This window comes from Viridibacterium curvum, from assembly GCF_039544165.1.
GTDB lineage: Bacteria > Pseudomonadota > Gammaproteobacteria > Burkholderiales > Rhodocyclaceae > Viridibacterium > Viridibacterium curvum.
Genome location: NZ_BAABLD010000002.1, coordinates 506,977 through 530,158, shown reverse-complemented (window position 1 = coordinate 530,158; position 23,182 = coordinate 506,977). Strand labels below are relative to the sequence as shown.

23 protein-coding genes are annotated in these 23,182 nt (G+C 62.2%); 11 read left to right on the top strand and 12 right to left on the bottom strand.

From position 1 onward, the window contains the following. Nucleotides 1-23: 23 nt before the first annotated feature. From ABEA02_RS03725 to ABEA02_RS03700, 6 genes are read right to left on the bottom strand one after another with little or no spacing between them, the layout of a single operon-like run. On the bottom strand, nt 24-980 hold the full coding sequence (locus ABEA02_RS03725; protein WP_345531484.1) for a Gfo/Idh/MocA family protein: 957 nt from the start codon (nt 978-980) through the stop codon (nt 24-26). Continuing rightward, entirely contained in the window at nt 977-2,566 is a 1,590-nt protein-coding gene (rsxC, locus tag ABEA02_RS03720) for an electron transport complex subunit RsxC (RefSeq protein WP_345531483.1), read from the bottom strand. The genes ABEA02_RS03725 and rsxC overlap by 4 nt, the downstream gene beginning before the upstream one ends. Then, entirely contained in the window at nt 2,563-3,117 is a 555-nt protein-coding gene (rsxB, locus tag ABEA02_RS03715) for an electron transport complex subunit RsxB (protein WP_345531482.1), read from the bottom strand. Before rsxB ends, rsxC begins: the two co-directional genes overlap by 4 nt. Next, nucleotides 3,117-3,698 carry an electron transport complex subunit RsxA gene (rsxA, locus tag ABEA02_RS03710; protein WP_345531481.1) on the bottom strand — a complete coding sequence of 194 codons (582 nt, stop codon included), beginning with the start codon at nt 3,696-3,698 and terminating at the stop codon, nt 3,117-3,119. Before rsxA ends, rsxB begins: the two co-directional genes overlap by 1 nt. A gap of 17 nt (nt 3,699-3,715) precedes the next feature. Further along, the gene (locus ABEA02_RS03705) at nt 3,716-4,726 is read right to left on the bottom strand and encodes a quinone-dependent dihydroorotate dehydrogenase (protein WP_345531480.1); all 1,011 of its coding nucleotides are present in this window, start codon (nt 4,724-4,726) and stop codon (nt 3,716-3,718) included. A 43-nt stretch (nt 4,727-4,769) separates the two neighbouring features. Then, nucleotides 4,770-5,648, bottom strand: a complete 879-nt coding sequence (locus ABEA02_RS03700) for a cation diffusion facilitator family transporter (RefSeq protein ID WP_345531479.1) — start codon at nt 5,646-5,648, stop codon at nt 4,770-4,772. Nucleotides 5,649-5,898: 250 nt separating this feature from the next. Between ABEA02_RS03700 and gspG the strand changes: the two genes are divergently transcribed. Genes gspG through ABEA02_RS03655 form a run of 9 tightly spaced genes read left to right on the top strand, consistent with a single transcriptional unit; the run spans nt 5,899 to nt 14,060 of the window. Beyond that, on the top strand, nt 5,899-6,339 hold the full coding sequence (gene gspG, locus ABEA02_RS03695) for a type II secretion system major pseudopilin GspG (protein WP_345531478.1): 441 nt from the start codon (nt 5,899-5,901) through the stop codon (nt 6,337-6,339). Nucleotides 6,340-6,364: 25 nt separating this feature from the next. Next, a complete protein-coding gene (locus ABEA02_RS03690) occupies nt 6,365-7,552 on the top strand; it encodes a type II secretion system F family protein (protein ID WP_345531477.1) in 1,188 nt (395 codons plus the stop codon). A gap of 17 nt (nt 7,553-7,569) precedes the next feature. After that, nucleotides 7,570-9,240 (top strand): GspE/PulE family protein, encoded by a 1,671-nt coding sequence (locus ABEA02_RS03685; protein WP_345531476.1) that lies wholly within the window; start codon nt 7,570-7,572, stop codon nt 9,238-9,240. Next, the gene (locus tag ABEA02_RS03680) at nt 9,221-10,060 is read left to right on the top strand and encodes a hypothetical protein (RefSeq protein ID WP_345531475.1); all 840 of its coding nucleotides are present in this window, start codon (nt 9,221-9,223) and stop codon (nt 10,058-10,060) included. The genes ABEA02_RS03685 and ABEA02_RS03680 overlap by 20 nt, the downstream gene beginning before the upstream one ends. Further along, nucleotides 10,057-10,641 carry a hypothetical protein gene (locus ABEA02_RS03675; RefSeq protein ID WP_345531474.1) on the top strand — a complete coding sequence of 195 codons (585 nt, stop codon included), beginning with the start codon at nt 10,057-10,059 and terminating at the stop codon, nt 10,639-10,641. The genes ABEA02_RS03680 and ABEA02_RS03675 overlap by 4 nt, the downstream gene beginning before the upstream one ends. Continuing rightward, a complete protein-coding gene (locus ABEA02_RS03670) occupies nt 10,638-11,213 on the top strand; it encodes a hypothetical protein (RefSeq protein ID WP_345531473.1) in 576 nt (191 codons plus the stop codon). The genes ABEA02_RS03675 and ABEA02_RS03670 overlap by 4 nt, the downstream gene beginning before the upstream one ends. Then, nucleotides 11,210-11,737, top strand: coding sequence for a hypothetical protein (locus ABEA02_RS03665; protein ID WP_345531472.1), 528 nt, complete (start codon nt 11,210-11,212; stop codon nt 11,735-11,737). Before ABEA02_RS03670 ends, ABEA02_RS03665 begins: the two co-directional genes overlap by 4 nt. Further along, complete coding sequence (locus tag ABEA02_RS03660) at nt 11,734-13,659, top strand: secretin N-terminal domain-containing protein (protein ID WP_345531471.1); 1,926 nt, start codon at nt 11,734-11,736, stop codon at nt 13,657-13,659. Before ABEA02_RS03665 ends, ABEA02_RS03660 begins: the two co-directional genes overlap by 4 nt. Continuing rightward, a complete protein-coding gene (locus tag ABEA02_RS03655; protein ID WP_345531470.1) occupies nt 13,659-14,060 on the top strand; it encodes a type II secretion system protein in 402 nt (133 codons plus the stop codon). Before ABEA02_RS03660 ends, ABEA02_RS03655 begins: the two co-directional genes overlap by 1 nt. A gap of 17 nt (nt 14,061-14,077) precedes the next feature. Here the strand turns inward: ABEA02_RS03655 and clpB are convergent, their stop codons facing one another. After that, nucleotides 14,078-16,660, bottom strand: a complete 2,583-nt coding sequence (gene clpB, locus ABEA02_RS03650; RefSeq protein WP_345531469.1) for an ATP-dependent chaperone ClpB — start codon at nt 16,658-16,660, stop codon at nt 14,078-14,080. Between the two features lie 225 nt (nt 16,661-16,885). On the opposite strand from clpB, the gene ABEA02_RS03645 reads away from it, so the two are divergent. Beyond that, nucleotides 16,886-17,389, top strand: a complete 504-nt coding sequence (locus ABEA02_RS03645) for a phasin family protein (RefSeq protein ID WP_345531468.1) — start codon at nt 16,886-16,888, stop codon at nt 17,387-17,389. A 33-nt stretch (nt 17,390-17,422) separates the two neighbouring features. Here the strand turns inward: ABEA02_RS03645 and ABEA02_RS03640 are convergent, their stop codons facing one another. The 5 genes from ABEA02_RS03640 to bioF are packed head-to-tail and all read right to left on the bottom strand — an operon-like array spanning nt 17,423 to nt 21,983. Beyond that, complete coding sequence (locus ABEA02_RS03640) at nt 17,423-18,592, bottom strand: DUF2863 family protein (RefSeq protein WP_345531467.1); 1,170 nt, start codon at nt 18,590-18,592, stop codon at nt 17,423-17,425. Then, nucleotides 18,589-19,308 carry a dethiobiotin synthase gene (gene bioD / locus ABEA02_RS03635; protein ID WP_345531466.1) on the bottom strand — a complete coding sequence of 240 codons (720 nt, stop codon included), beginning with the start codon at nt 19,306-19,308 and terminating at the stop codon, nt 18,589-18,591. Before bioD ends, ABEA02_RS03640 begins: the two co-directional genes overlap by 4 nt. Further along, nucleotides 19,298-20,071: a methyltransferase domain-containing protein gene (locus ABEA02_RS03630; protein ID WP_345531465.1), complete on the bottom strand. Its 774-nt coding sequence runs from the start codon at nt 20,069-20,071 to the stop codon at nt 19,298-19,300. Before ABEA02_RS03630 ends, bioD begins: the two co-directional genes overlap by 11 nt. Continuing rightward, a complete protein-coding gene (locus tag ABEA02_RS03625; protein WP_345531464.1) occupies nt 20,068-20,778 on the bottom strand; it encodes an alpha/beta fold hydrolase in 711 nt (236 codons plus the stop codon). The genes ABEA02_RS03630 and ABEA02_RS03625 overlap by 4 nt, the downstream gene beginning before the upstream one ends. Then, nucleotides 20,775-21,983: an 8-amino-7-oxononanoate synthase gene (gene bioF / locus ABEA02_RS03620; protein WP_425584660.1), complete on the bottom strand. Its 1,209-nt coding sequence runs from the start codon at nt 21,981-21,983 to the stop codon at nt 20,775-20,777. The genes ABEA02_RS03625 and bioF overlap by 4 nt, the downstream gene beginning before the upstream one ends. A 161-nt stretch (nt 21,984-22,144) precedes the next feature. Here bioF and dctP point away from each other — a divergent pair, with 161 nt between their 5' ends. Then, nucleotides 22,145-23,125 (top strand): TRAP transporter substrate-binding protein DctP, encoded by a 981-nt coding sequence (gene dctP / locus ABEA02_RS03615; protein ID WP_345531462.1) that lies wholly within the window; start codon nt 22,145-22,147, stop codon nt 23,123-23,125. Nucleotides 23,126-23,182: the final 57 nt, after the last annotated feature.

Genomic DNA, 23,182 nt, shown 5'->3' with positions numbered 1-23,182 from the left:
GTGGCACTGGAGTGGCTGGGGGCTCAAGGCAGGCTCTCCCGGATCATGTCCAGCACTTCCATGTTGCGGATCGACTCTTCGAGGGTCAGCAGCGGCGTACGGCCTTCGAGAATGGCGGCGGAGAAGTCGCGGAATTCGGCGCCGTAACGATCCGACTCGGCCACGGCAATGCTGCGTGTACCGGTCGTGGTGTACACGTAGAGCTCACCAGCTGCGTCGGTGAAGGTGTCGCGGATTTCCAGCCGGCCTTGCGTGCCGATGACTTCGGCGTGCATGAACGGATGAGCATTGAAGCCGCAGTGTAGGTTGGCGATCATGCCGTCGCCATACTGCAGCAAGGCGGAAAGATTGACGTCTACACCGCCCTTCATCTCGGCGTAAGCCTGGCAGCGAACGGGCAGCTTCTCGGTGATGAGGCCCAACAGGTTGATCGGGTAGCAACCCACGTCGTAGAGGGCTCCGCCGCCAAGACCTGCCTGTTCCTTGATCGTGTTCTCACGATCGAGAAAGAAGCGGAAGCTTGCATTGACATGGCGGATGACCCCCAGCTCACCGCTCGCCAAGACCGTCCGCACCTGCCGGATACGGTCGGTGTAGCGGTACATGAAGGCTTCCATCAACAGCCGGTCGGCGTGCTTGGCGGCGGCGCCCATGTCGCGGGCCTGCCGGGCGGTGAGGGCAATGGGCTTCTCGCACAGCACGTGCTTGCCGGCTTCAAGCGCGGCAATCGTCCAGTCGCGGTGCTGAGAATTGGGCAGGGGTACGTAGATCGCATCGACGTCCGGGTCAGCCAGCAAGGCGTCGTAGGTCATGTGCAGCCGCGCCAGCGGAAACTGCGTGGCACATTCGGCGAGCTTGGCTGCATCGCGCGATGCTATGGCGCTGAGTTCGGCATTGCCGGCGCGCAGGATGGCGGGAATGGCCGATAGCCGGGCAATGCGGGCATAGCCGAGGATGCCCCAGCGAACTTGCGTGCTCATGAAGGTTCTCCGGAACTGTTGGAAGCGCTCTCTGCCGCAGCGGCTTTCTGCGCTTGAGCACGGGCCAGCGCAGCGGCGATGAGTGCCTTCTTGGGATCTTCGGCAGCGCTGTCGCCATCCCCCGTTGTCGTTGCGCTTACTTCTGCGCTGGCTGCGGGTTTGCTGCGTGCAGCAAGCTTCTCTGCCTTCTCCTGCTTTTCGCGTTCCTGACGGAAGTTGCGAAACTCGAAGCGATCACGGGCGGCGTCTGCCGAGTCTTTCTGCTTTTCGCGATCCCAGATCTCGCTCTTGGCGAAACGGTAGTAATCGACGAGCGGGATCGATGAGGGGCAGACGTAGCTGCAGCAGCCACATTCGATGCAGTCGAACAGGTGATACTCCTGAGCCTTGCCGAAGTTCTTTGCGCGGGCGTGCCAGTAGAGCTCGAAAGGTTGCAGGTCGGCCGGGCAGGCGCGTGCGCACTCGCCACAGCGGATGCAGGGCATCTCAGGCGGTGGCGGCGCAAACAGTGTGGGGCTTGCAGCGATGACGCAGTTGGTTGCCTTGACCACAGGCACATCGAATGCCGGCATGCGGAAGCCCATCATCGGCCCACCCATGATGAAAGCGTCAGTGTCGGGCTTGAGACCCGCGAGTTTGACGAGGTGGTCCATGGGGGTGCCGAACAGCACCTCATAGTTACGTGGCTGTTCAACATTGCCCGCGACCGTGACGATGCGTGACACCAGCGGACGACGCAGTTCGACCGCCTCGTGAATCGCGTAGGCCGTGCCGACATTGAAGCACTGCACGCCGTAATCGGTGGAGCGCTCGCCGTGCGGGACTTCGATGCCGGTCAGCACGCGGATCAATTGCTTGGCTCCACCTGCGGGGTAGCGAGTCGGCACGGCGACGGTTTCGATCCCCGCAAAGCTCTTGCAGGCGGTTTGCATCGCCGCAATGGCCTGGGGCTTGTTGTCCTCAATACCGATGAGAACCTCTTCCGCTCCGAGCAGATGGCGCATGATCGCTACGCCGCGCAAGATGGCTGCCGGGCGTTCGCGCATCAGCAGATCGTCGCAGGTGATGAAGGGCTCGCACTCTGCGCCGTTGATGACCAGCGTCTTGAGCGGTTTGTCGCGCCCGGGTTGCAGCTTGAGGTGGCTGGGGAATACCGCCCCCCCCAAACCCACCACACCCGCGTCGCGCAGGAAATCGCGTAGCACCTCAGGGGCGGCGCTCTGCCAGTCGAGTGGCGCTTCTTCGAGCCAGCGTTCCGTGCCATCCGGTTGCAGCACAACGCAAAGCGTCTTGAGGCCCGAGGTGTGCGCCATCACACGCGGCTCGATAGCAATGACTTTGCCAGAGGTGGATGCGTGGATAGCCGACGAAAAGTTGCCATCCGCGTCGCCGATGCGCTGGCCTTTCAGCACGTATTGGCCGACCGTCACGATGGGGTGCGGCGTGCCGCCTATGCTCTGGTGCAGAGGGATAACCAGCTCGGGTGGCAAGGGAACGGTAGCAATCGGCTCGCGCGTCGAATCGCTCTTGTTGGTCGCTGGCCTCACTCCACCATTGAAGTCGAAGAGCTTGCGCAGGGGATTCACGCAGCTACCTCCTTGAGCGGAACAACCGGGTAACGCCACTTCCATGTGTCGTAGGTCTCCTGCACGGTCTCCATGGTGATGCAGTCAACCGGGCAGGGCGCTACGCACAGTTCGCAGCCAGTGCAAAGCGGCGCAATGATGGTGTGCATCTGCTTGGCTGCGCCAGAGATGGCATCGACAGGGCAGGCCTGGATGCATAGCGTGCAGCCGATGCAGGTTTGCTCGTCGATGAAGGCGACGGCCTTGGGTTTTTCGACACCGTTCTCGGCGTTCAGGGGTTTGAATTCGCGACCCAGCAAGTCGGCCAGCTTGCGGATACCCTCTTCGCCGCCGGGCGGGCATTGGTTGATGTCGGCTTCACCTCCGGCGATAGCCGTGGCGTAAGGCTTGCAGCCGGGGAAGCCGCATTGCCCGCACTGTGTTTGCGGCAGGATGGCGTCGATCTTGTCGACCAGTGGGTCACCCTCGACCTTGAACTTCAGCGATGCCCAGCCGAGCACTGCGCCGATGACCAGCGCCAGACCCAGCATGACGGCAAGCGAACTCAGCATCAGTATTTGTCCAGTCCGGCAAAGCCCATGAAGGCAAGGCTCATGAGTCCGGCGGTGACGAGCGCAATGGCCGTTCCCCGGAACGGGATAGGGATGTCGGCGCCATCAAGGCGCTCACGAATGCCGGCGAAAAGGACCAATGCCAGCGAGAACCCCAGCGAACTGCCGAAGCCGAACAACAGCGCTTCGAGAAAATTGTGACGATAAGCCACCGACAGCAGGGGGATACCGAGTACCGCGCAGTTGGTGGTGATCAGCGGCAGGTAGATGCCCAGCACCTGGTGCAGCACCGGGCTGGTCTTTGCCAGCACCAGTTCTGTGAGTTGCACGATGGCTGCAATGACGACGATAAACGCCAGGGTACGCAGGTAACCGACGTCGAATGCAGCGAGCAGGTAATGGTCTATAAGGTAGCTTGTGCCGCAGCCCAGCGTGAGCACGAATGTGGTCGCGGCGCCCATGCCGACTGCGGTCTCGTACTTCTTCGAAACACCCATGAACGGACACAGCCCGAGGATGCGGACGAAGACGACGTTGTTGACCAGTACCGCGCCGATCAGCAAGAGAAGGTAGTGAGTCATGCGGACTCCTGTGGTGGTCAGCCTTTGCTGGTAGCAGAAATGCTGTCGCAGACCAGGCCGGGACCTCCGTAGATGAATCCCGTGTAGAGCTGAACAAGGCTCGCGCCGGCGGCAATCTTCTCCGCAGCATGCGCCCCTTCTGTGATACCACCCACGCCGATGATAGGCAACTCGCCAGCGAGTCGGCTGGCCAGTTCGCGAACGACTCGGGTCGACTTCTCGCGCACCGGCGCCCCGGACAAACCGCCGGTTTCAGTGGCGTTACGGAGGCCTTCGACACCTTCACGGCCGATGGTGGTGTTGGTGGCGATTACGCCGTCGATGCGGTGGCGACGAAGTGCGTCGGCGATGTTGGTAAGTTGCGCGTCATCCAGATCGGGGGCGATCTTGAGCGTCATCGGCACGTACTTGCCATGCTTTTCGGCCAGATCGGTCTGGCGGGATTTCAGGCGCCCGAGCAGGTCGTCGAGTTCGGACTCGCCCTGCAGTTGGCGCAGGTTCTTGGTGTTGGGCGAGGAGATGTTCACCGTCACGTAGCTCGCATGGGCGTAGACCTTCTCCAGGCAGATCAGGTAATCGTCGGCGGCTTTTTCGATAGGTGTGTCGAAGTTCTTGCCGATGTTGATGCCAAGTACGCCGGTGAACTTCGCCTCTTTGACGCGGGTGACGAGGTTGTCGACACCGTGGTTGTTGAAGCCCATGCGGTTGATGATGGCTTTGGCTTCCGGGATGCGGAACATGCGCGGCTTCGGATTGCCCGGCTGTGGGCGCGGTGTCACGGTGCCGACTTCGATGAAGCCGAAGCCGAAAGCGGCCAGTCCGTCGATGGCTTCTGCATTCTTGTCCAGGCCGGCTGCGAGGCCGACGCGATTGGGGAAGCGAATGCCCATAAACTCCACCGGTGTGCCCTGATTGCGTGGGCAAGCAGGCATCCAGCCACCCAGGTGGTGCAGTGTGGACAGGGTGAATTCGTGAGCTTTCTCGGGATCGAGAGAGAAGAGCAGAGGTCTGGCGAGGTGATAAAGCATCAGTGGATTTTATCCGAATAGTGGCGCGGCCGCCTGCGCGGCATCATGCGCTGCGCAGGGGTTCAAGGTGGGTGCTGACCTGTGCGCCTTGCAGAGCCTCGGCAATGCGGGCTTCAACCTTGTCGAGCAGATCGTGTGCCACGTCCACATGCCAGTCGCCGGGGACTTGCACGGTGACATGGACAAAGCGTGTGCTGCCAGCCTGACGGGTCTTGAGTTGCAGGAAGGAAGCGCCCTGAGCGCGGAAATCTTCCAGCACGGTTTCAATGCTTGCCAGATCTTCACCCGGCAGCGACTCGTCCATCAGCCCCGCGGTTGCTGCCCGCATGAGCTTCCAGCCTTCGAACAAAATGTGCAGCGCGACGCCGATGGCGATCAGAGCGTCGAGCCACAGCCACCCAGTCAGCGCGACGGCAATCAGGCCAACGATCACGCCCAGTGTCGTCCAGACGTCGGTCATCAGGTGGCGGGCATCTGCCTCCAGCGCTACCGAGCGCAGACGCTGTCCGGCTCGGGACAGCAGGCGCGAGACCATGAAATTCAATGCAGTGCTGGCCGCCGACAGCCACAAGCCGATCCCCAGGGACTCCAGCGGTGTCGGGGCGAACAGGCGCGGAATGGCTGTCCACAGGATCAGCGCTGCGGCGGCGAAAATGAGCATGCCTTCAAAGCCGCTCGAAAAGTACTCGGCCTTGCTGTGGCCGTAGGGATGGTCTGCGTCGGGCGGTGTGCTGGCAATCTGGATCATCCACAGTGCAAAGCTTGCGCCGACCAGATTGACGAAGGACTCCAGGGCGTCCGAGAGGAGACCGACAGATCCGCTGATCCACCACGCAAACAACTTCAGCGTGATGGTGGCGACGGCCGCTGCAATCGACAGGCTGATGTAGAAACGGGCTTCGCGGAAATGTGTTGCGTTCATGGGCTGCAAAGGCGAGTTGGCCGGCCCCCGATAATAGGTGCGGAAGCGTAAAGACAGTCGATCTGGCGCAACAGAATTGGACTTGGAGCGGCTTTGTGGCATGCTCCCGCGTCTTGGGTGAAGACGGGCCGGATTGTTGCGGCGCCGCGAATTTATTGGGTTTGCGCGGTTTTGTGCAATTTGTCGTGGCCTGAACTTCACACTCTGGCAGTCTGTCAGAGGGCCACTGAAAACAATACTGGTGAGACAAATGCGTAACAGCAAGAGGAACGTGAGCGGCTTCGGTCGTGCAGACAAGGGGTTTACGCTGCTTGAACTGCTGGTGGTGGTAGCCATCATCGGCATGCTGGCAGCTTATGTGGGCCCGAAGTACTTCTCGTCCATCGGCAAGTCCGAGCAGACCGTAGCAAAGGCCCAGATCGAATCCTTCTCCAAGGCTGTAGATCTGTTCCGCACCGATGTTGGCCGTTTTCCGACCACTGCCGAAGGTTTCAATGCCCTGCTGGAACGCCCTGCAGGCGCCACCAAGTGGAATGGCCCCTACCTGCAGAAGGCCGTCCCGCCTGATCCCTGGGGCAAGGCCTACACCTATAAGTCACCCGGCACCAAGGGCCGTGATTACGACATCACCTCATATGGCAGTGACGGGCAGCCCGGCGGTACCGACACCGCCGCCGACGTGACGAACTGATCCCGGTTCGCGGGGGCGTCCCCACATGCAATTCGAGATCCGTGCCCTCACGGCTGACAATCAGCTGCAAACGCTGACTCTTGAGGCCGAAGACGAGGTCGCTGCGCGCAAGGTTTGCGAAACCCGGCGCCTGCGTCCGGTGAGTCTTCGCGCTCTCGGTGCCACGCGCCGCCGTCGTAGCCGTGGTGGCAGCTTCAACCTGATTCTCTTCAGTCAGGAGCTGCTGTCGCTGCTCGACGCAGGTCTGTCGCTGGTTGAGGCCCTGGAGGCGCTGGTGGAGAAGGAGTCGGGCGAAGTCGCGCGTGGCGTGATGGAGGCCTTGATCCATCGCATGCGCGAAGGCATGAAATTCTCTGATGCCATTGGTTTGCAGGCTGAGCACTTCCCGCCGCTGTACGTTGGCATTGTGCGTGCCGCCGAGCGGACCAGCGATCTGCCGCGGGCGCTTGGTCGTTACATTGACTACCAGTCACGCATGGAACAGGTGCGTGCGACCATCGTCGGTGCGGCAATCTATCCGGCGATCCTGTTGTCGGTGGGTGGCGCGGTGGCGCTGTTCCTGATGATGTACGTGGTGCCGAAGTTCGCTGCGGTCTACAAGGACAGCGGTCGTGACCTGCCTGTGATGTCGCAACTGCTGCTGGCCTGGGGGGATTTCATCGGCAAGCATTCGTTGATCGTCATTCCGCTGGTGGTAGCGCTGATTTTCTTCGTCGTGCATCACGTTCGCCGCATCGGGCGTGAGGGCCGCTGGGGACAGATCGCGGCAAAGATTCCGGGCATTGCCGAGCGTGCGGTGATCATCGAGATCTCCCGGCTGTATCTGACGGTAGGCATGCTGCTCGAAGGCGGCATCACCGTCGTGACGGCGCTGGACATGGTGGCCGGCACGCTGTCGGCCGGTTTCCGGGTCAAGCTGGCTGCGGCGCGCGCCGACATCACGAATGGCGATCCGGTGTCCAAGGCCTTCGAGGCACACGGACTCACAACGCCGATCTCGCTGCGCATGCTGCGCGTGGGCGAGCGTTCTGGTCAGATGGGTGCCATGCTGACCCGGTCGGCCATGTTTTATGAGGGCGAAAGCGCCCGCTGGATCGAACGGACCAGCAAAGTTGTGGAGCCCGCCCTGATGGCCTTCATCGGTATCGTGGTCGGTCTGATCGTCGTGCTGCTGTACATGCCGATTTTCGATCTGGCGGGGTCCATTCAGTGAATGCGCGTGGAGCAACATTGGATATCGAGTTGATCAAACGTGCCCGCGCTTCGGCGCAGGCTTCGGGCCGGCCTGTGATGGCAGAGCTCGAGGTGCTGTCGGGCATCGAGCCGCGCAGCCTGCTGCGTGGTGTGGCGGAGCATTTCCGCTACAGCGTCATCGAGACAGCCGAGATGCTGGACCTTGAACCGGTCTTTGACGTGATGCCACTAGCCCGGGCTCAGCAGCGTGGCGCCATCATCCTGCGCCGCAGCGGCACGCATGGCCGCAATGGGCTGATAGCCGCGATCGCTGATCCGTTCGATCAGGACTTGCAGATCTGGATCGACAACCTCGTCGGCGCCAACGTCGATTACCGCATTGCGCTGGCCTCTGATATTCACGCCTACCTCACCAAGCAGGAAGAGTCCATGCGTGCCATGGATAACCTGCTCGCCAACGGCGAAATGGGCACGGGCGATGCCAAGTCGCTGGAAAGTCTGTCGTTCGCATCGGTCAGTGACGCCTCCAGTCCAGCCGTAAAGCTAGTCAATTCAACACTCTACGACGCACTGAAGCTTGGCGTGTCGGACATCCACCTGGAGAGTACGCCCAGCGGCATGGTCTCCAAGTACCGTATTGACGGCGTGCTGGACCAGGTTGCGCAGATCCAGGGTACGGCACTTGCCGAACAGATCATTTCGCGTATCAAGGTGCTGTCTGAGCTCGACATTGCCGAGCGCCGCGTCCCGCAGGACGGCAGCTTCCGCGTGGAAGCCATGGGCCGCGAGATCGACTTGCGCGTCTCCATCATGCCCAGCATCCATGGCGAAGACGCCGTGATCCGTATCCTCGACAAGCAGGCCATGGTCGAGTCGCACGGTTCGCTGACCCTGGAGGCGCTGGGCTTCGACGAGCAGACGCTGTCGACCGTGCGCCGCCTCGTCCAGGAGCCCTACGGCATGGTGCTGGTGACCGGGCCGACAGGTTCGGGCAAGACGACCACGCTGTACGGCGCGCTGTCCGAGATCAACAACGGCCGCGACAAGATCATCACGATTGAAGATCCGGTGGAATACCAGTTGGGTGGCATCCTGCAGATTCCGGTCAACGACAAGAAGGGCCTGACCTTCGCGCGCGGTTTGCGCTCCATCCTGCGTCATGACCCGGACAAGATCATGGTCGGGGAAATCCGCGACAAGGAAACCGCCGAGATCGCCGTGCAGTCGGCACTGACGGGCCACCTGGTGTTGTCAACGGTGCACGCCAACAACGTCTATGACGTGTTTGGCCGTTTCCATCACATCGGTGTCGATCTGTATTCCTTTGTGTCGGCACTCAACGGCGTGTCAGCACAACGTCTCGTCCGTCTTACCTGCAAGCACTGTGCGGCGCCTTACACGCCGGACGATGCGGAGCTGTCGCTGGCGGGGTTGTCGCGGGCAGACGTCGAAGATTTCCAGTTCGTACGCGGGCGTGGCTGCGGTGATTGCCGTGGTACGGGCTACCGTGGCCGTAAGGCAGTCGCTGAAATCCTCGTGATGAATCCCGAAATCGCCGAGATGGTGGTCGAGCGTCGCTCGGTCCGTCAGCTCATGGAAGCAGCACAACGTAACGGCACGCGCAGTCTCTACGAAGACGCATTGCGTCTGGTGTCGCGCGGTGAAACCACTCTTGAGGAGGTAAGGCGTGTCACTCTGGCGGCCTAAATCTCTGGGCATGGGTGTGGGCGGTGGCGAGCTGGTGATCGTCGACCGCATCAATTCCGAAGGTGCCCACGTAGCGAGTCAGCTGCCCCTGCGCGACTATCTGCCGGGCGCAGGCTCGCCCGAGACCGCAATCTGGGAGCCGGCTGTGAACACGGCCTTGTCGCAGGCCAACAAGCTTTCCGGTCGCTTGCAGGTGTCGATCTCTGATGACTGGGTGCGTTACTGGACTGTCACGCCGCCGAAGGGCCTCGGCAGCATGCTGGAGCTGCGTGCGCTGGCTGCTGGCCGCTTCGAGCAGCTCTTCGGTGCTGCTGCAGAAGCCTGGCACATCGAAGCCGACTGGTCGGCCAATCGTCCGATGCTGGCTTGTGCAGTGCCACGTTCGCTGGTCGTGGCGCTGACAGCAGTCTCCAGTCACAGCGGCTGTCGCATCGCCTCAGTGGTGCCGGAGGCGATCCGCCTCATCAACCGCGATGCATCGCAGCTCAAGGAAGACGGATGGATCTGCTGTTTCGGTTCGCATGCCTTCCTGGCGCTGTTGCAACAACGTGGCCAGTTGCTTGCCGCGCGTCAGTTCCGCTTCGACCTGACGCCTGCCTTGCCTGAAGTGCTGGCCAAGCTGGAGACCGAGGCCTTGCGCCTGGGGCATGACATGCCAGCAACGGTTTTCCTGCTCGGCGATGCACCGCCCATCATTGAAGTCCCCGGGTCAAGTATCAGAGTCAAGATGCCGTCGCGTGCTCGTCCGATGCCCAAGGCTGTCGGCATGGAGCGGGCTTCGGATGCATTCCGGCTGGCCTTGCACGGGGTGGCAGCATGAAGCCCATGCACATTGATTTCGCACCGGTCGCCGGCTGGTGGGAGGCGGGCTCCGACAAGGGGCGCCGTCCGCTGTGGTGGCTGCTGTGCCTGTTGCTGGTGGCAGCCTTCGTCACCGCTTGCATGGCGTGCTGGCAAATGGCGGGCGAGCGTGATCGCGCTGTCTCACGCAAGACTTCGATTGCTGCTGAACTGGATCGCGCCAGTCAGGGCAGTGGCGAGGATGACCTCGCCAAGATCGAATCCGCCGAAGCCGTAGCGCATGCCAGCCAGCATCTCAACTACCCGTGGGCCACCTTGATCGACTCGCTCGAGAAGAACAATCGCCAGGGCGTCAACATCATGTCGATGGAGTTCGGCATCGTGCGCCAGAGCAACAAGATGGTGATCGAAGCCAGTGAGCTGGGTGCAGGGCTGGACTATCTCGAAGCCCTCAAAGCTGCGCCTGGCTTCAATGGGCTGGTCCTCGCCAGGCAGGAGGCCGTGATGGTCGATGGCGGTCAGCGCATCCGCTTCACGCTGGATGCACCGCAACCCGTCAAGGCTGAAAAGCAGGCTCGCACGGAAGGGGGCGCGCAATGAGCAATGTCGCCCGCATGGATGCGCTGCGCTTGCAGGCCGGCTTGCTGTACGCCCGGCAAGGCGTCTGGCCTTTTGTAGGCGCTGGCGTTTTCGTCGCACTGCTCGCGGTGCTCGCTATCGTCATGCCGCAGATCAGTGGCGCGCGTCAGAATGCACTGGATGACGCTAGCCGCATGACCCGGCAACTGGCCTCCCTGCAAGCCAAGCCCGAGTCGGAGCGCCTTTCGCCTGCGCAAGGTCTGGCACGTACGCTGGCGGACCAGTCCACCACCACCGCAACCATCCGCAAGTTGCAGGAGTTTGCGACGGGCATGGGTTTGCAGGTGACGCAGACGGATTACCGCCGTCTCGCAGGCGGACAGCAGCAGGATTACTCGGAGTTGCAAATTGCCATGCCGGTGAAGGGCAACTATCCGACGCTGCGCTTGTTCCTGCTCACCGTCATGGCCGAGGTGTCTTCGCTGTCCGTTGAGCAGTTGATCGTCAAGCGCGAGCAGGCGAGCTCCGATCAGATCGATGCCCAGATCTACTTCTCACTGTGGCAGCGCCCGACGGCTGGGGGTGCAAAGTGAGCAAGCCCGCCGATCAGAGACGCATCCTGTTCCTGCTGCCTTTCCTGGCCATTGCGGCTTGGCTGGCTTTCTTCGCCGACAAAACTCCGAATGGTGAAATCGCCGAACCCGTAGCGCGCTCTGGCGCCGCAGGGCAGGTCGAGACGGGGCAGGTAACGGGCAGCGCATCCGAAGCGTCTGCGGTGGAGAGCAGCGCCCCGGCAGGATTTGCCCGCGACGGTGTGCGCGCACTGCTGGATCAGGACAACCCGGTCAATCTGTTCAGTAACGGTCGCCCCCCCGAACCGGAGCGTCCGCAAACGCAAGAGCCACAGATTCCTGCGCCGGATTTCCGCTTCATCGGCCGCATGCTGCGCGATGGTCGCTGGAATGTTTTTCTCGACAGCGACAAGAGCACCTATGTCGTGACGCCTGGATCGGTGATCAAGGATTACCGCGTGGAAGCCGTGCAGTCGAACCAGGTACAGCTGACCCATTTGCCTACCAAATCAACCCATATCATCCCGATCGAGGGTGGCCAATGACAATCAAGAAAAATCACACGCCTGTCTGGCTCGCTGCACTGTGCGGCCTGATGCTCGCCACCTCTGTGGCGACAGGATGCGCGTCGAATGCGCCGCGCGAAGACCTCGAATACGGCAAGACCTTGCTGGCATCCGGACGCGTCCGTGAAGCCGTTGTCGTGTTGCGCAAGCTGCATGAGTCGCGCCCTGGGGATGCTGAAACAGCAGACGCTTATCGCACGGCATCGGCACAACTCGCCGTACTCGATGCGGGTCGCCAGTCTTCAGCCAGTAGTGCAGGGCAGACGTCTTCAGTTGCAGTGGCGCCTGTCGCAGCGCCGACAGCAGTGGCAAGCCCTGCACCGACAGTCGTCAGCACACCGGCGCCGGTTGCGAGCAGCCCGGCTCCCGTCGCGTCGCCAACCGCGCAAGCAATACCTGGAGCAACCGCGACACCCCCGCGGCCTGCTACGCCTGCGGCACCTGCGCAGTCCTCAGCTCGTGCATCAAGTGTTGCAGCAAGCTCGGCTGCGTCCGCCGCCAGCAAGACCGGTCGCGTCATGACGCCTCTCGACGAAGCGATGGAAAAGAAAGTGACCCTGCAGTTCCGCGATGCACCGGTACGTTCCCTGTTTGATGCCATTGGCAAGAGCTCTGGACTCAACATCGTCATAGACAAGGACGTGCAGCAGGATCTGCAGACCACGATTTACCTGCGCGATACGACGGTTCGCGCGGCGCTTGAAAAGATTGTGCTGACCACGCGCTTGGGCTGGCGCACGCTGGATGACAACACGCTGTTGATCTACCCTGACGAACCCGCCAAGCAGGCGGATTATCAAGGGCTGGTGGTGCGCGGTTTCCACCTTGCCAATGCCGACGCAAAACTCGTCGCCAACAGCATGAAAACCATCCTGCGTTTCAGCAATGTGGTGGTGGACGAGAAGCTGAACATGATCGTTGTGCGGGATACCCCTCAGGCGATTGCGCTCGCTGAGCAATTGATTGCACTGCATGACGTGGCTGAGCCTGAAGTAATGCTCGAAGTGGCCATTCTGGAAGTCAGCAAGGGCAAGCTCGAGAACCTGGGAGTGGCCTGGCCGACTTCCGCTACGTTATCGCCGCTGGCTCGTACCTTCTCTTCGGGTGGTTCGACGACGACGACGACCACCTCAACGGTGACGAGTTCGGGGACTTCATCGCTGACCGTACGCGACCTGTTCAACCTGACTCCCGGGTCTACTCTGCTGACTTTGGGTGGCCTGACCCTGAACTTCGGTGCCACCGACTCCGACGTGAACATCCTCGCCAGCCCGCGCATCCGCGTGAAGAACCGTGAGAAGGCGAAAGTGCTGATTGGTGAGCGCGTGCCGAACATCAGCGCAACAGCAACCTCCAACGGCGTGGTGAGCCAGAACATCACCTATGTCGATGTGGGTCTCAAGCTCGAAGTGGAGTCGCAGATTTTCCCGGGCAACGAGATCGGCCTGAAGCTCTCGCTCGAAGTGAGCAGCATCAACGAGAAGCTCGAGAACAAGAGCAACGGCAACGTGGCCTACCGCATCGGCACGCGCAACACGGCGACCGTGTTGCGCCTGAAGGATGGTGAAAACCAGGTTTTGGCAGGGCTGATCCAGGATAGCGACCGCAAGACCGTCAACAAGGTGCCGCTGCTGGGTGATATCCCCATCCTTGGCCGCCTGTTCCGATCGGACTCCGACGACAAGGGCAAGACCGAGATCGTGCTGTCGATCACTCCGCGCCTCGTGCGCGGCATCGCGAAGCCGGACGCCGCAAACGAAACCTTTGACGCTGGCACGATTACCGGTGTGCGTGGTCGTCGCAACGAAGCTGAAGGCGCGTCGGTTGTTGTCGAGCAACCTCAGCAGCAGCCCGCACAGGCTGCACCGGCCGAGCCGCGCCGCAACCGCGACGAGAACTGATGAACCAGAAGCGCGTTTTCGGGGCCTGGCGGCGTCAGGCTGCCTTCACGATGATCGAGATGCTCATCGTGATGGCGGTCATCGCCTTGCTGGCGACCCTGGCGCTCCCGCGTTACTTCCAGAGCCTGGATCATTCCAAGGACACCGTGCTCATGGAGAACCTTCACGCGACGCGTGAGGTGATCGACAAGTTCTTCAGCGACCAGGGGCGCTATCCCGAATCCCTCAACGAACTCGTCGAGCGCAAGTATCTTCGCTCGCTGCCCATCGACCCGGTGACGGGCAGTTCGCGCACCTGGGTCATCGTTCCTCCCGAGGCGCCCTACAAGGGCCAGGTGTTCGACATCAAGAGCGGGGCGCGCGGGGCCACCAAGAGCGGGCGCCCCTACAGCAGTCTCTGAGGGCTGAGTCGCCCGACTCAGCTTGGCTTGCGGAACAGGATCTGTCCGTTCTCCGCATCAACCACCACCGTCTGCTTTGCCGCAAAGCGACCCTCAAGAATCTGCCGCGCGAGCGGATTCTCGATGTGCTCCTGGATGGCCCGCTTGAGCGGGCGCGCGCCAAATACCGGATCGAAGCCTGCCTTGGCGATCTCGGCGAGGGCGGCATCCGAGACGTTGAGGCCGATCTCCATCCGCGCCAGACGCTGCTCCAGGTAGCGCAGCTGGATGCGCGCAATCGACTGGATGTGCTGGCTGGCCAGCGCATGGAAGACCACAATCTCATCGATTCGGTTGATGAACTCGGGCCGGAAGTGGCTCTTGACTTCGCTCATCACCGCAGCCTTGATCGTCGCGTAATCCTCGCTGCCCATATGCTGCACGAGCTGGCTGCCGAGGTTGGAGGTCATCACGATCACGGTGTTCTTGAAGTCCACCGTGCGCCCTTGACCATCGGTCATGCGCCCATCGTCCAGCACCTGCAGCAGCACGTTGAAGACATCCGGGTGTGCTTTCTCGACCTCGTCGAACAGGATCACGGAGTAGGGCTTGCGGCGCACAAGTTCGGTCAGGTAGCCGCCTTCTTCGTAGCCGACATAACCGGGGGGCGCGCCGATGAGGCGGGCGACGGAGTGCTTCTCCATGAACTCGCTCATGTCAATGCGGATCAGGTGATCCTCGCTATCGAACAGGAAGCTTGCCAGCGTCTTGCACAACTCGGTTTTGCCGACACCGGTCGGGCCGAGGAACAGGAAGGAACCGTAGGGGCGCGATTCTTCTGACAGGCCCGCACGCGAGCGGCGGATCGCGTCAGAGACGAGGCGTACCGCTTCGTCCTGACCTACCACGCGGCGGTGCAAGGCGTCTTCCATCTGCAGCAGCTTCTCGCGCTCGCCCTGCATCATCTTGCTGACGGGAATGCCGGTCGCGCGTGACACGACCTCGGCGATCTCTTCCGCCCCGACCTGTGTGCGCAGCAAGGTGTTCGCCTTGGTGGCTTGCGGGGCACCTTCCGCGCTCTTGAGCTGGGCTTCGAGCCTGGGCAGCTCGCCATACTGCAGCTCGCTCATCTTCTGCCAGTCGCCGCGGCGGCGGGCTTCTTCCATCTGCAGGCGAACCTCTTCGATAGCTTCCTTGATGTGCTGGCTGCCTTGGACGGCGGCCTTTTCGGCCTTCCAGACTTCGTCGAGGTCGGAATATTCCTTTTCGAGTCGTGCAATCTCCTCTTCGATCAGCCCGAAGCGCTTGCGTGAGCCTTCATCCTTTTCCTTCTTGACGGCTTCGCGCTCGATCTTCAGCTGAATCAGGCGACGGTCGAGCTTGTCCATGCTCTCCGGCTTGGAGTCGATCTCCATGCGGATGCGCGCTGCCGCCTCGTCAATGAGGTCGATCGCTTTGTCGGGCAGGAAGCGGTCGGTGATGTAGCGATGCGACAACTCGGCCGCTGCGACGATGGCAGGGTCGGTGATATCCACGCCGTGGTGCAATTCGTAACGCTCCTGCAGGCCACGCAGGATGGCAATGGTTGATTCCACAGAAGGTTCATCGACGAGCACCTTCTGGAAGCGGCGTTCCAGTGCGGCATCCTTCTCGATGTACTTGCGGTATTCGTCCAGCGTCGTCGCGCCGAGGCAATGCAATTCGCCTCGCGCCAGGGCGGGCTTGAGCATGTTGCCGGCATCGATGGCACCTTCGGCTTTGCCAGCGCCAACCATGGTGTGGATCTCGTCGATGAAGACGATGACCCGGCCTTCCTCCTTGGCAATGTCATTCAGCACGGCCTTCAGGCGCTCCTCGAATTCGCCCCGGAACTTTGCGCCGGCGAGCAAGGCGGCCATATCCAGCGACAGCACGCGCTTGCCGCGCAGGCTCTCCGGCACTTCGTCGTTGACGATGCGCTGCGCCAGACCCTCGACAATGGCGGTCTTGCCCACGCCGGGCTCGCCGATCAGCACCGGATTGTTCTTGGTGCGGCGTTGCAGGATCTGGATCGCGCGGCGGATTTCGTCGTCGCGGCCAATCACCGGATCGAGCTTGCCGAGGCGGGCGCGCTCGGTCAGGTCTATGCAGAACTTCTTGAGCGATTCGCGTTGCGACTCGGCGTCCTGCGAACCCACCGAGGCGCCGCCGCGCACGGCCTCGATGGCGGCCTCGAGTGCTTTGCGGTTGGCGCCGTGCTCCTTGAACAATCGACCCGTCGTACCCTTGTCGTCGCACAGGGCCAGCAGGAACATCTCGCTGGCGATGAACTGGTCACCGCGCTTCTGGGCCTCGCGATCGGTCAGGTTGAGCAGGCCAGCCAGATCACGCCCGACCTGAACCTCGCCTGCATGACCGTGCACCTGTGGCAGGTTGTCGATAGCCTTGTCCAATGCTGCGCGAAGGGGCGGCGCATTGACCCCGGCACGCGCCAGCAGCGCTGCAGTGCCGCCATCCTCCTGGGCCAGCAGTGCCTGCAGCAAATGCTGCGGCTCAATGTATTGGCTGTCATGCCCGACGGCCAGACTCTGCGCGTCGGCAAGGGCTTGCTGGAATTTGGTGGTGAGTTTGTCGAAGCGCATGGCGCAGTCCTCCATCAACGATCAGCATGAATTTTGGGGCTGCAATCAACCTTTCAAGGCCAGCAATGCTGCAGCGCACTGAGGCATCCTGCCCTTCCGTCCGTTAAGCAAGATTGCGTATCGACCTGACATGCTGCCAGTGCTATCGTGCGCGACCCCTTGGCGGTTAGGCCGCCTTATTGGCCGTGGGGCCACAGTTCAGTCGAACATTGCGGAGAACAGAGAATGGCGAACAAGACCGATCAGACCGTTGCCGCCTTGCAGAAACGCAACCTCGAAGCTGCCATGCAGCTGGCGCAGATTTCCATCGAGAACTCCCAGCGCATCTTGCAGCTGCAGATGGAAACCGCCCGTGATCTGTTCGAAAGTGGGGTCTCCAACGTGCAGGCTTTATCGCATGTGAAGACACCGCAGGAGGCCATGGAGCTGCGCGCTCGCGCTGCGCAGCAAACAGCGGAAAAAATGTTCTCTACCAGCCGTGACATCGCCGAGATCACCGCTGGCATGCAGGACGCGATGAGCAAGCTGGTCAGCCAGCAGCTCACCTCGGGCAGTCAGGAACTCATCAGTGCCGTGCAGGGCATGTTGCAGGGCATGCCGCTCAACAGCCACGCAGCGGCCGAGACCATGCAGAGCACGTTTGAAGCAGCACGCAAGACGCTGGAGCAGGTCGCCAAGGCATCGAGCGACGCGTTTTCGGCAGTCGCCAAGAACGGCAAGAAGGACTGAACGGCGCAGCGCCGCCTACCCGGCGGCGCTTGGTCAGTGCAGGTGGCGCGGCACCTGGTCTGCCGTTTCTGCGGGCAGTTCAGCGTGTGCGACTTCGCCGTCGGGGCCTGGATACATGGGGGCGCCGCAATCGTCGCAGTACTCCATCGGGAAACGCTGATCCAGCTGCACGATCTGGGTGATGCCGCATTCGCGCAGGCATTGTTCGATCTGCTGCGGCACATCGGCATTGTCGTCCTCGATGCCCAGCAGGGGCCAAACCACGCCATGTACGACTGCCGGGCTGTGCAACGTCGTGAATCCGATGCGGTACTCCTCCAGCTGGCGGTCGTGAAAAGGACCAACCACGGCGCGCAGTTCGCCTGGGGCGACGTTGAGCGTGGTTGACAGGAAAGCAACGGATGCGCGGATCGAGTACGGGCGCGACGCGCGGTCGGCCTGGCGGCTGGCCGCGAAGTAAGCGTCGGGCAGCACCAGCTCCATGGCACAGCCGGGCAGGGCGGAATTCAGGCTGGCACCGCCTTGCGTGCGCCACTGTGCTGCGGCGGACTCGCGGCTGCCGTCCTTCTCCTGCCAGCGGAACAAGGGCGCCCCCGGGTCAGCGACGACGGCAGCTACGACATAGCGAACGTCGGAGAGGAAGCGTGCGGCTTCCGGCAGAGTCTCGGCGTCGATCTGCAGGTCGCGGTTACGCATCGCCACCTGGGAGAGATCTGCAGCAAAGCGCGAGGTTTCGCAGTATCCCTGGGGCAACTGCTCGGGGCTGAAAAGCACATTGGCGAGCCCCAGTTTTACATTGGCTGCCAGTACGTGGGCGGACAGGTGCACGCGTAGATTGGCCAGAACACTGGCCGACAGCACGGTGGCTGGGATGTTGAAGCGCGACCAGGCAAGAACCGGCGCGGCGATCAGCAAGGCCTGCTGGTGCGAGGGTTCGGCAGCGCCGCTCTCCGAGCGTGACTCGACGGCATCGGCAAGCGCGTCGTGTGCCGGCGGATTGGAGGCGTAGAGGTGATCGAGGGCTGCGTTGAGGATGTCCTCACCGTCGTCGTGCAGGATCTCGTCGACCGCTTCGCCAAGGCGCGAATCCCAGAACATGTCCTCTGCGCGGCTGCCGGATTCGGCAAGGCCGTTTGCCAACCACAGCAGGTGTTCGGCTTCACGCGGCAGACCGCTACGGCGGCCGAGTTTGGGTCTCTTCATGAGGACGATGGCAAAACGTTGGCAAGGGGCAGCAATTGTACTCCCGCCCCGTGTTGCAACAGGGGCGCGCCTTCAGCAGGGGAAGCGAGGCGCGGCAGGATGCCGAGGCAGGGGGCGGTCATGCGTGCTTGCAGGGTCTCGATGTTCCGCTGCAGGAAGGGCATGTCCGCATCGATGACATTGCCAACCCAGCCAGCGAATTCAAGGCCATGCGCGGCAATCGCATCCTGCGTCAGCAGTGCATGGTTGAGGCAGCCCAGACGAAGCCCGACGACCAGCACGACCGGCAGACCCAGCGCTGTGGCGAGGTCACCCATGTCCGGACTGTCGGCTTCGCTCCCCAAGGGCACGAGGAAGCCGCCCGCACCTTCGACCAGCACGCGATCAGCGCGTGCGCGCAAGCTACGGAAAGCGTCCTGCAGCAACGGGATATTGATGTGCTGCCCGACACGCTCCGCTGCAATGTGTGGCGCACAAGCATCCGGCAGACAAAGCGGGTTGATCTCGTCGAGCGTAAATCCCCCGCTGCCCGCAGCCTGCAGGGCCAGTGCGTCAGAATTGCGCAGTACGCCGTCGTGTAGTTCGGCACCGGCCGCAATCGGCTTGAAGCCGACGGCGCTCAGGCCTTGCGCACGCCAGGCATGCAGCAACGCGCACGCGACGAAGGTTTTGCCGACATCGGTATCGGTGCCGGTAATGAAGCAGCTAGCAGGCATGGTTTTCAAGTCGCGCAGAGAGAAACACCACATCATAGGTAAAGGGCAAACCGTCTTCTTCGCGCAAGGCTTCATACCAGGCCTCGGCACGGCGGAAGCCGCGCACGCCAGACAATCCGCGAGGACGGTTGCCGCTGACGACGTGAGCGCCAAGCGTGCGCAGCTCGCGCAGCCCTGCACGCAGCGACGCCGCGTGGACCTGGAAGCGCTGGCTTTCGACGCGCACGTCGGCAAAGCCGGCAGCTTGCAGCAAGGGGGCGTAGAGGTCGGCCGCGTCAAAGTGGCGCACGTGGTCATGTGCATCGGCCTGGCGATAGGCTTCACGCAGTTCGGCTAGTGTTTGCGGGCCCAGCGTTGCGACCTGCAGTTGGCCGCCTTTCTGCAACACGCGCGCCGCTTCTGCAATGGCTTGCGCAGGGCGGATCCATTGCCATGCGAGGCTGGACGCGTAGAGCAGCAAGGTGGCGCTGGCGATGGGCAGGTGTTCGATATCGGCGCAGATGGCTTGTTGTGTGCCGAGCAGCATGGGAGCGGCGTGGTCCAGCGCCAGGCAGGCCTGACCGCGCTGGCGCAAAGCGCGGCACAGATAGCCCGTGCCAGCGCCGGCGTCGAGCGCCAATCCTTCATGCAGCGCGACGCGGGCCAGCAAGGCATCCGCAACCGCTCGCTGCACACGCGCCACGCTGTCGTACTGATTCGCGGCGCGCCCAAAGGCCTCGCGAATGGCACGCTTTTCGTCTTGCGTGGATACGGCAGGCGTCATGTACGTGCCGCCAGAAAACGCTGGATACCCTCTGCAACGCGTTGCGGTGCGCTGAGGAAGGGGGCGTGCCCTGCATCTTCGATGAGCAGGGTTTCGCTACCCGGCCAGCGCTGGCCTAGCCAGATGCTGGCGCTGGCGGGAATCAGCGCATCCTGCGCACCATGCACCAGCAGGCAGGGCAGGCTGACAGAAGGGAGTCGCTGGACGCGAAGATCACTTTCTTCAAGCAATCGCAGGCCGTGCCCAAGCGCGGCAGCATGTTCGACTGGATCGTCGAGTTGCGCACGCAGGGCGTCGGTCACGGCGTGGCGCTGTGCATCGCCAAACGCCTGCAATGCGACGAAACGTTCCAGCGTTCGGCCCGGGTTGCGCAGGAAGCCCTCGCGAAAGGCGCGTATCGTTTCGCCGTCCAGGCCGTGCGACCAGTCTCCACGCTTGACGAAACTGGGCGTTGCGGCGACGAGCACCAGTGCTCGTACCTGCCGTGGGTGGCGTGCGGCGATCGTCAGCGCCAGCATGGCCCCCAATGACCAGCCGATCAGTACGGTCTCAGGCAGCAGGGTTCGCGCCACGGCATCTGCCCACTCATCGAGTGACCCCGTTGGCGCATGCAGCACAGGCACCTGACTGTTGTGTCCCAGCGTCTGCTGCAGGCCCTGCCAGATGCCGGGACGCATGCCCCAGCCGTGCAGGAAGGTCAGATTCATGTTGCAGCCTCGCTGTGCTGCACAAGGGCCGCGACGAGCCGTGCGACCTGGTCTTCGGTGTGTGCCGCTGACAGTGAGATGCGCAGGCGCGCAGTGCCAGCCGGGACGGTCGGTGGGCGGATCGCTGGCACCCATATGCCGTTCTCGCGCAGTGCTGCAGAGAGCTGAAGCGCGGCCGCGTTGTCACCAACCAGCAGCGGCTGAATGGCTGTCGTCGACGGTAGCAGCTTGCCTGGCAGGCCCCTGCGCAGTTGGGCGATGCGTTGCATCAGCGCATGCCGTCGGTCGTCCGCGTCTTCAATCAGGGCCAGTGCGTGCAGCAGCACGTGGGCCAGCATCGGTGGCATGGCGGTCGTGAATATGTATGGACGGGATTTCTGCAGCAGCCAGTCCATGACGGTACGTGTGCCCGCAATGAAGGCGCCCGATACGCCCGCAGCCTTGCCCAGCGTGGCCATGTGGATCAGTCGATCAGAGCGCAAGCCGGCAGAGGCAATCGAACCGCGCCCCTGTGGCCCCAGCACACCAAAACCGTGTGCATCGTCAATCAGCAGCCAGGCGTCATGACGCTCGGCAAGCGACAGCAGTTCGCCCAGTGGCGCAACGTCGCCATCCATACTGAAGACACCATCGCTGACGATCAGCTTGTCGCGTGCCGTACTGGCAGCCAGCAGCTTCTCAAGCGCCGTCGTGTCGTTGTGGGCATAGCGATGCACGGTGGCGCGGGAGAGCAGGGCTCCATCGACGAGGGATGCGTGGTTGAGACGATCTGCAAAGATCTCGCCATTGCGACCCAGAAGCGCGGGCATGACAGCGATGTTGGCGAGATAACCCGTCGAGAAAACGAGCGCCGCATCACAGCCAACGAAACTGGCTAGCGCTTGCTCCAATGCTTCATGCACGGCGGTGTGCCCGCTGACGAGGTGGGAAGCGCCCGAACCGACGCCCCAACGCTTGGCACCCTCGGCGGCCGATTCCGCAAGCACCGGATGGGCTGCCAGCCCCAGATAGTCATTGCTCGCAAACGACAGCAGCGAAGCGCCTTCACTGTTTACTTCGGTCAGGCAGGGGCTGTTGACGACGCGGCGGCGGCGCAGCAGCGACTCAGATTCCAGGCGGTCGAGCTGTTCGCGCAGCGCCTGCAGCGTTGAAGGGGAGTTGGGGGAGGTGGACAAGGGGAGAGTCTTGAAAGTCGCAGCGGCCATCATTTTACCGCGTTGCACCACCCCTATTCCTCTCGCTGCAGGTTTCGGTTGCCACGCCGCATTGGCCCAAACCGATTTTCGTGCCGTGCGACAAAACGCGATTGTGGTATTTTGCCCCGGCAAGACAGCCGTACCCATACCCATAACGAGTGGAGAGTCTGATGTCCGTCCGCAATGCTTTTGCATGCGGGCTTGCGCTCTGTCTGTTGAGCGTTGCGCCCGCCGTTCGTGCTGTTTCGCTGGTTTCGGCGGATGTCCAGAAACCTGACCACCCGGTCGTCAAGGCGCAGGAATACCTGGCCAAACTGGTGACAGAGCGCTCGAAGGGTGCGCTCACAATGCAGGTCAAGCCCAACGGTGAGGTTGGCAACGAGACAGAAGTACTGGCAAAGCTGCGTTCAGGTGAGCTGGCAATGGCACGTGTTGCCGTGGGGGTTTTGGCTGACAAGGTGCCTGCAGCCAAGATTTTGAGTTTGCCCTACCTGTTCCGCTCGCGTGATCACCTCTGGAAAGTACTGGGCGGTGATCTGGGCTCGCGTCTGGATAGTGAAATCACGGCCAGCGGTGTCGTTGTTCTCGCCTACTACGACAGCGGTTCGCGCAGTTTTTATGCACGCAAGCCTATCAAGACCCGCGCAGATTTTGCGGGGCTGAAGGTTCGCGTGCAGCCGTCTCCCGTCTACAAGGATCTGATTTCCGAGCTGGGCGGTACGCCAGTCGTTCTGCCTTATGACAAGGTTGCGGATGCGCTCAAGAGCGGCGAAGTGGATGGGGCGGAAAACAACATTGTTTCGTATGTCAGTGCAGAGCATTACAAATACGCGAAGTATCTGAGCCTGGATGAGCATGGCATGGTCCCAGACGTGCTGTTGATATCACGAAAGGCCTGGATCGCACTGGGTCCGGCCAATCAGGAGCTGTTGCGCGGTGCTGCGGCAGAAAGCTCGCAGTACATGGCAAAACTCTGGCAGGAAAAGGAGCGTGACGCGCTCGCGTTGGCAAAGAAAAACGGCGTGACGGTTCTCGGGCGCAACCAGCTTGCGATGAGTGGCATCGAGTCTTCGGCGGTCAAGCTCTACAACCGCTACGTCGAGTTTGGCCCGGATATGGATGCGGTGCTGCAGATCGTCAGCGGCAAGTAGACGAGCCATGCATTCACCAAAAAGGGCTGCCCGCGGGCAGCCCTTTTTCGTTGTGGG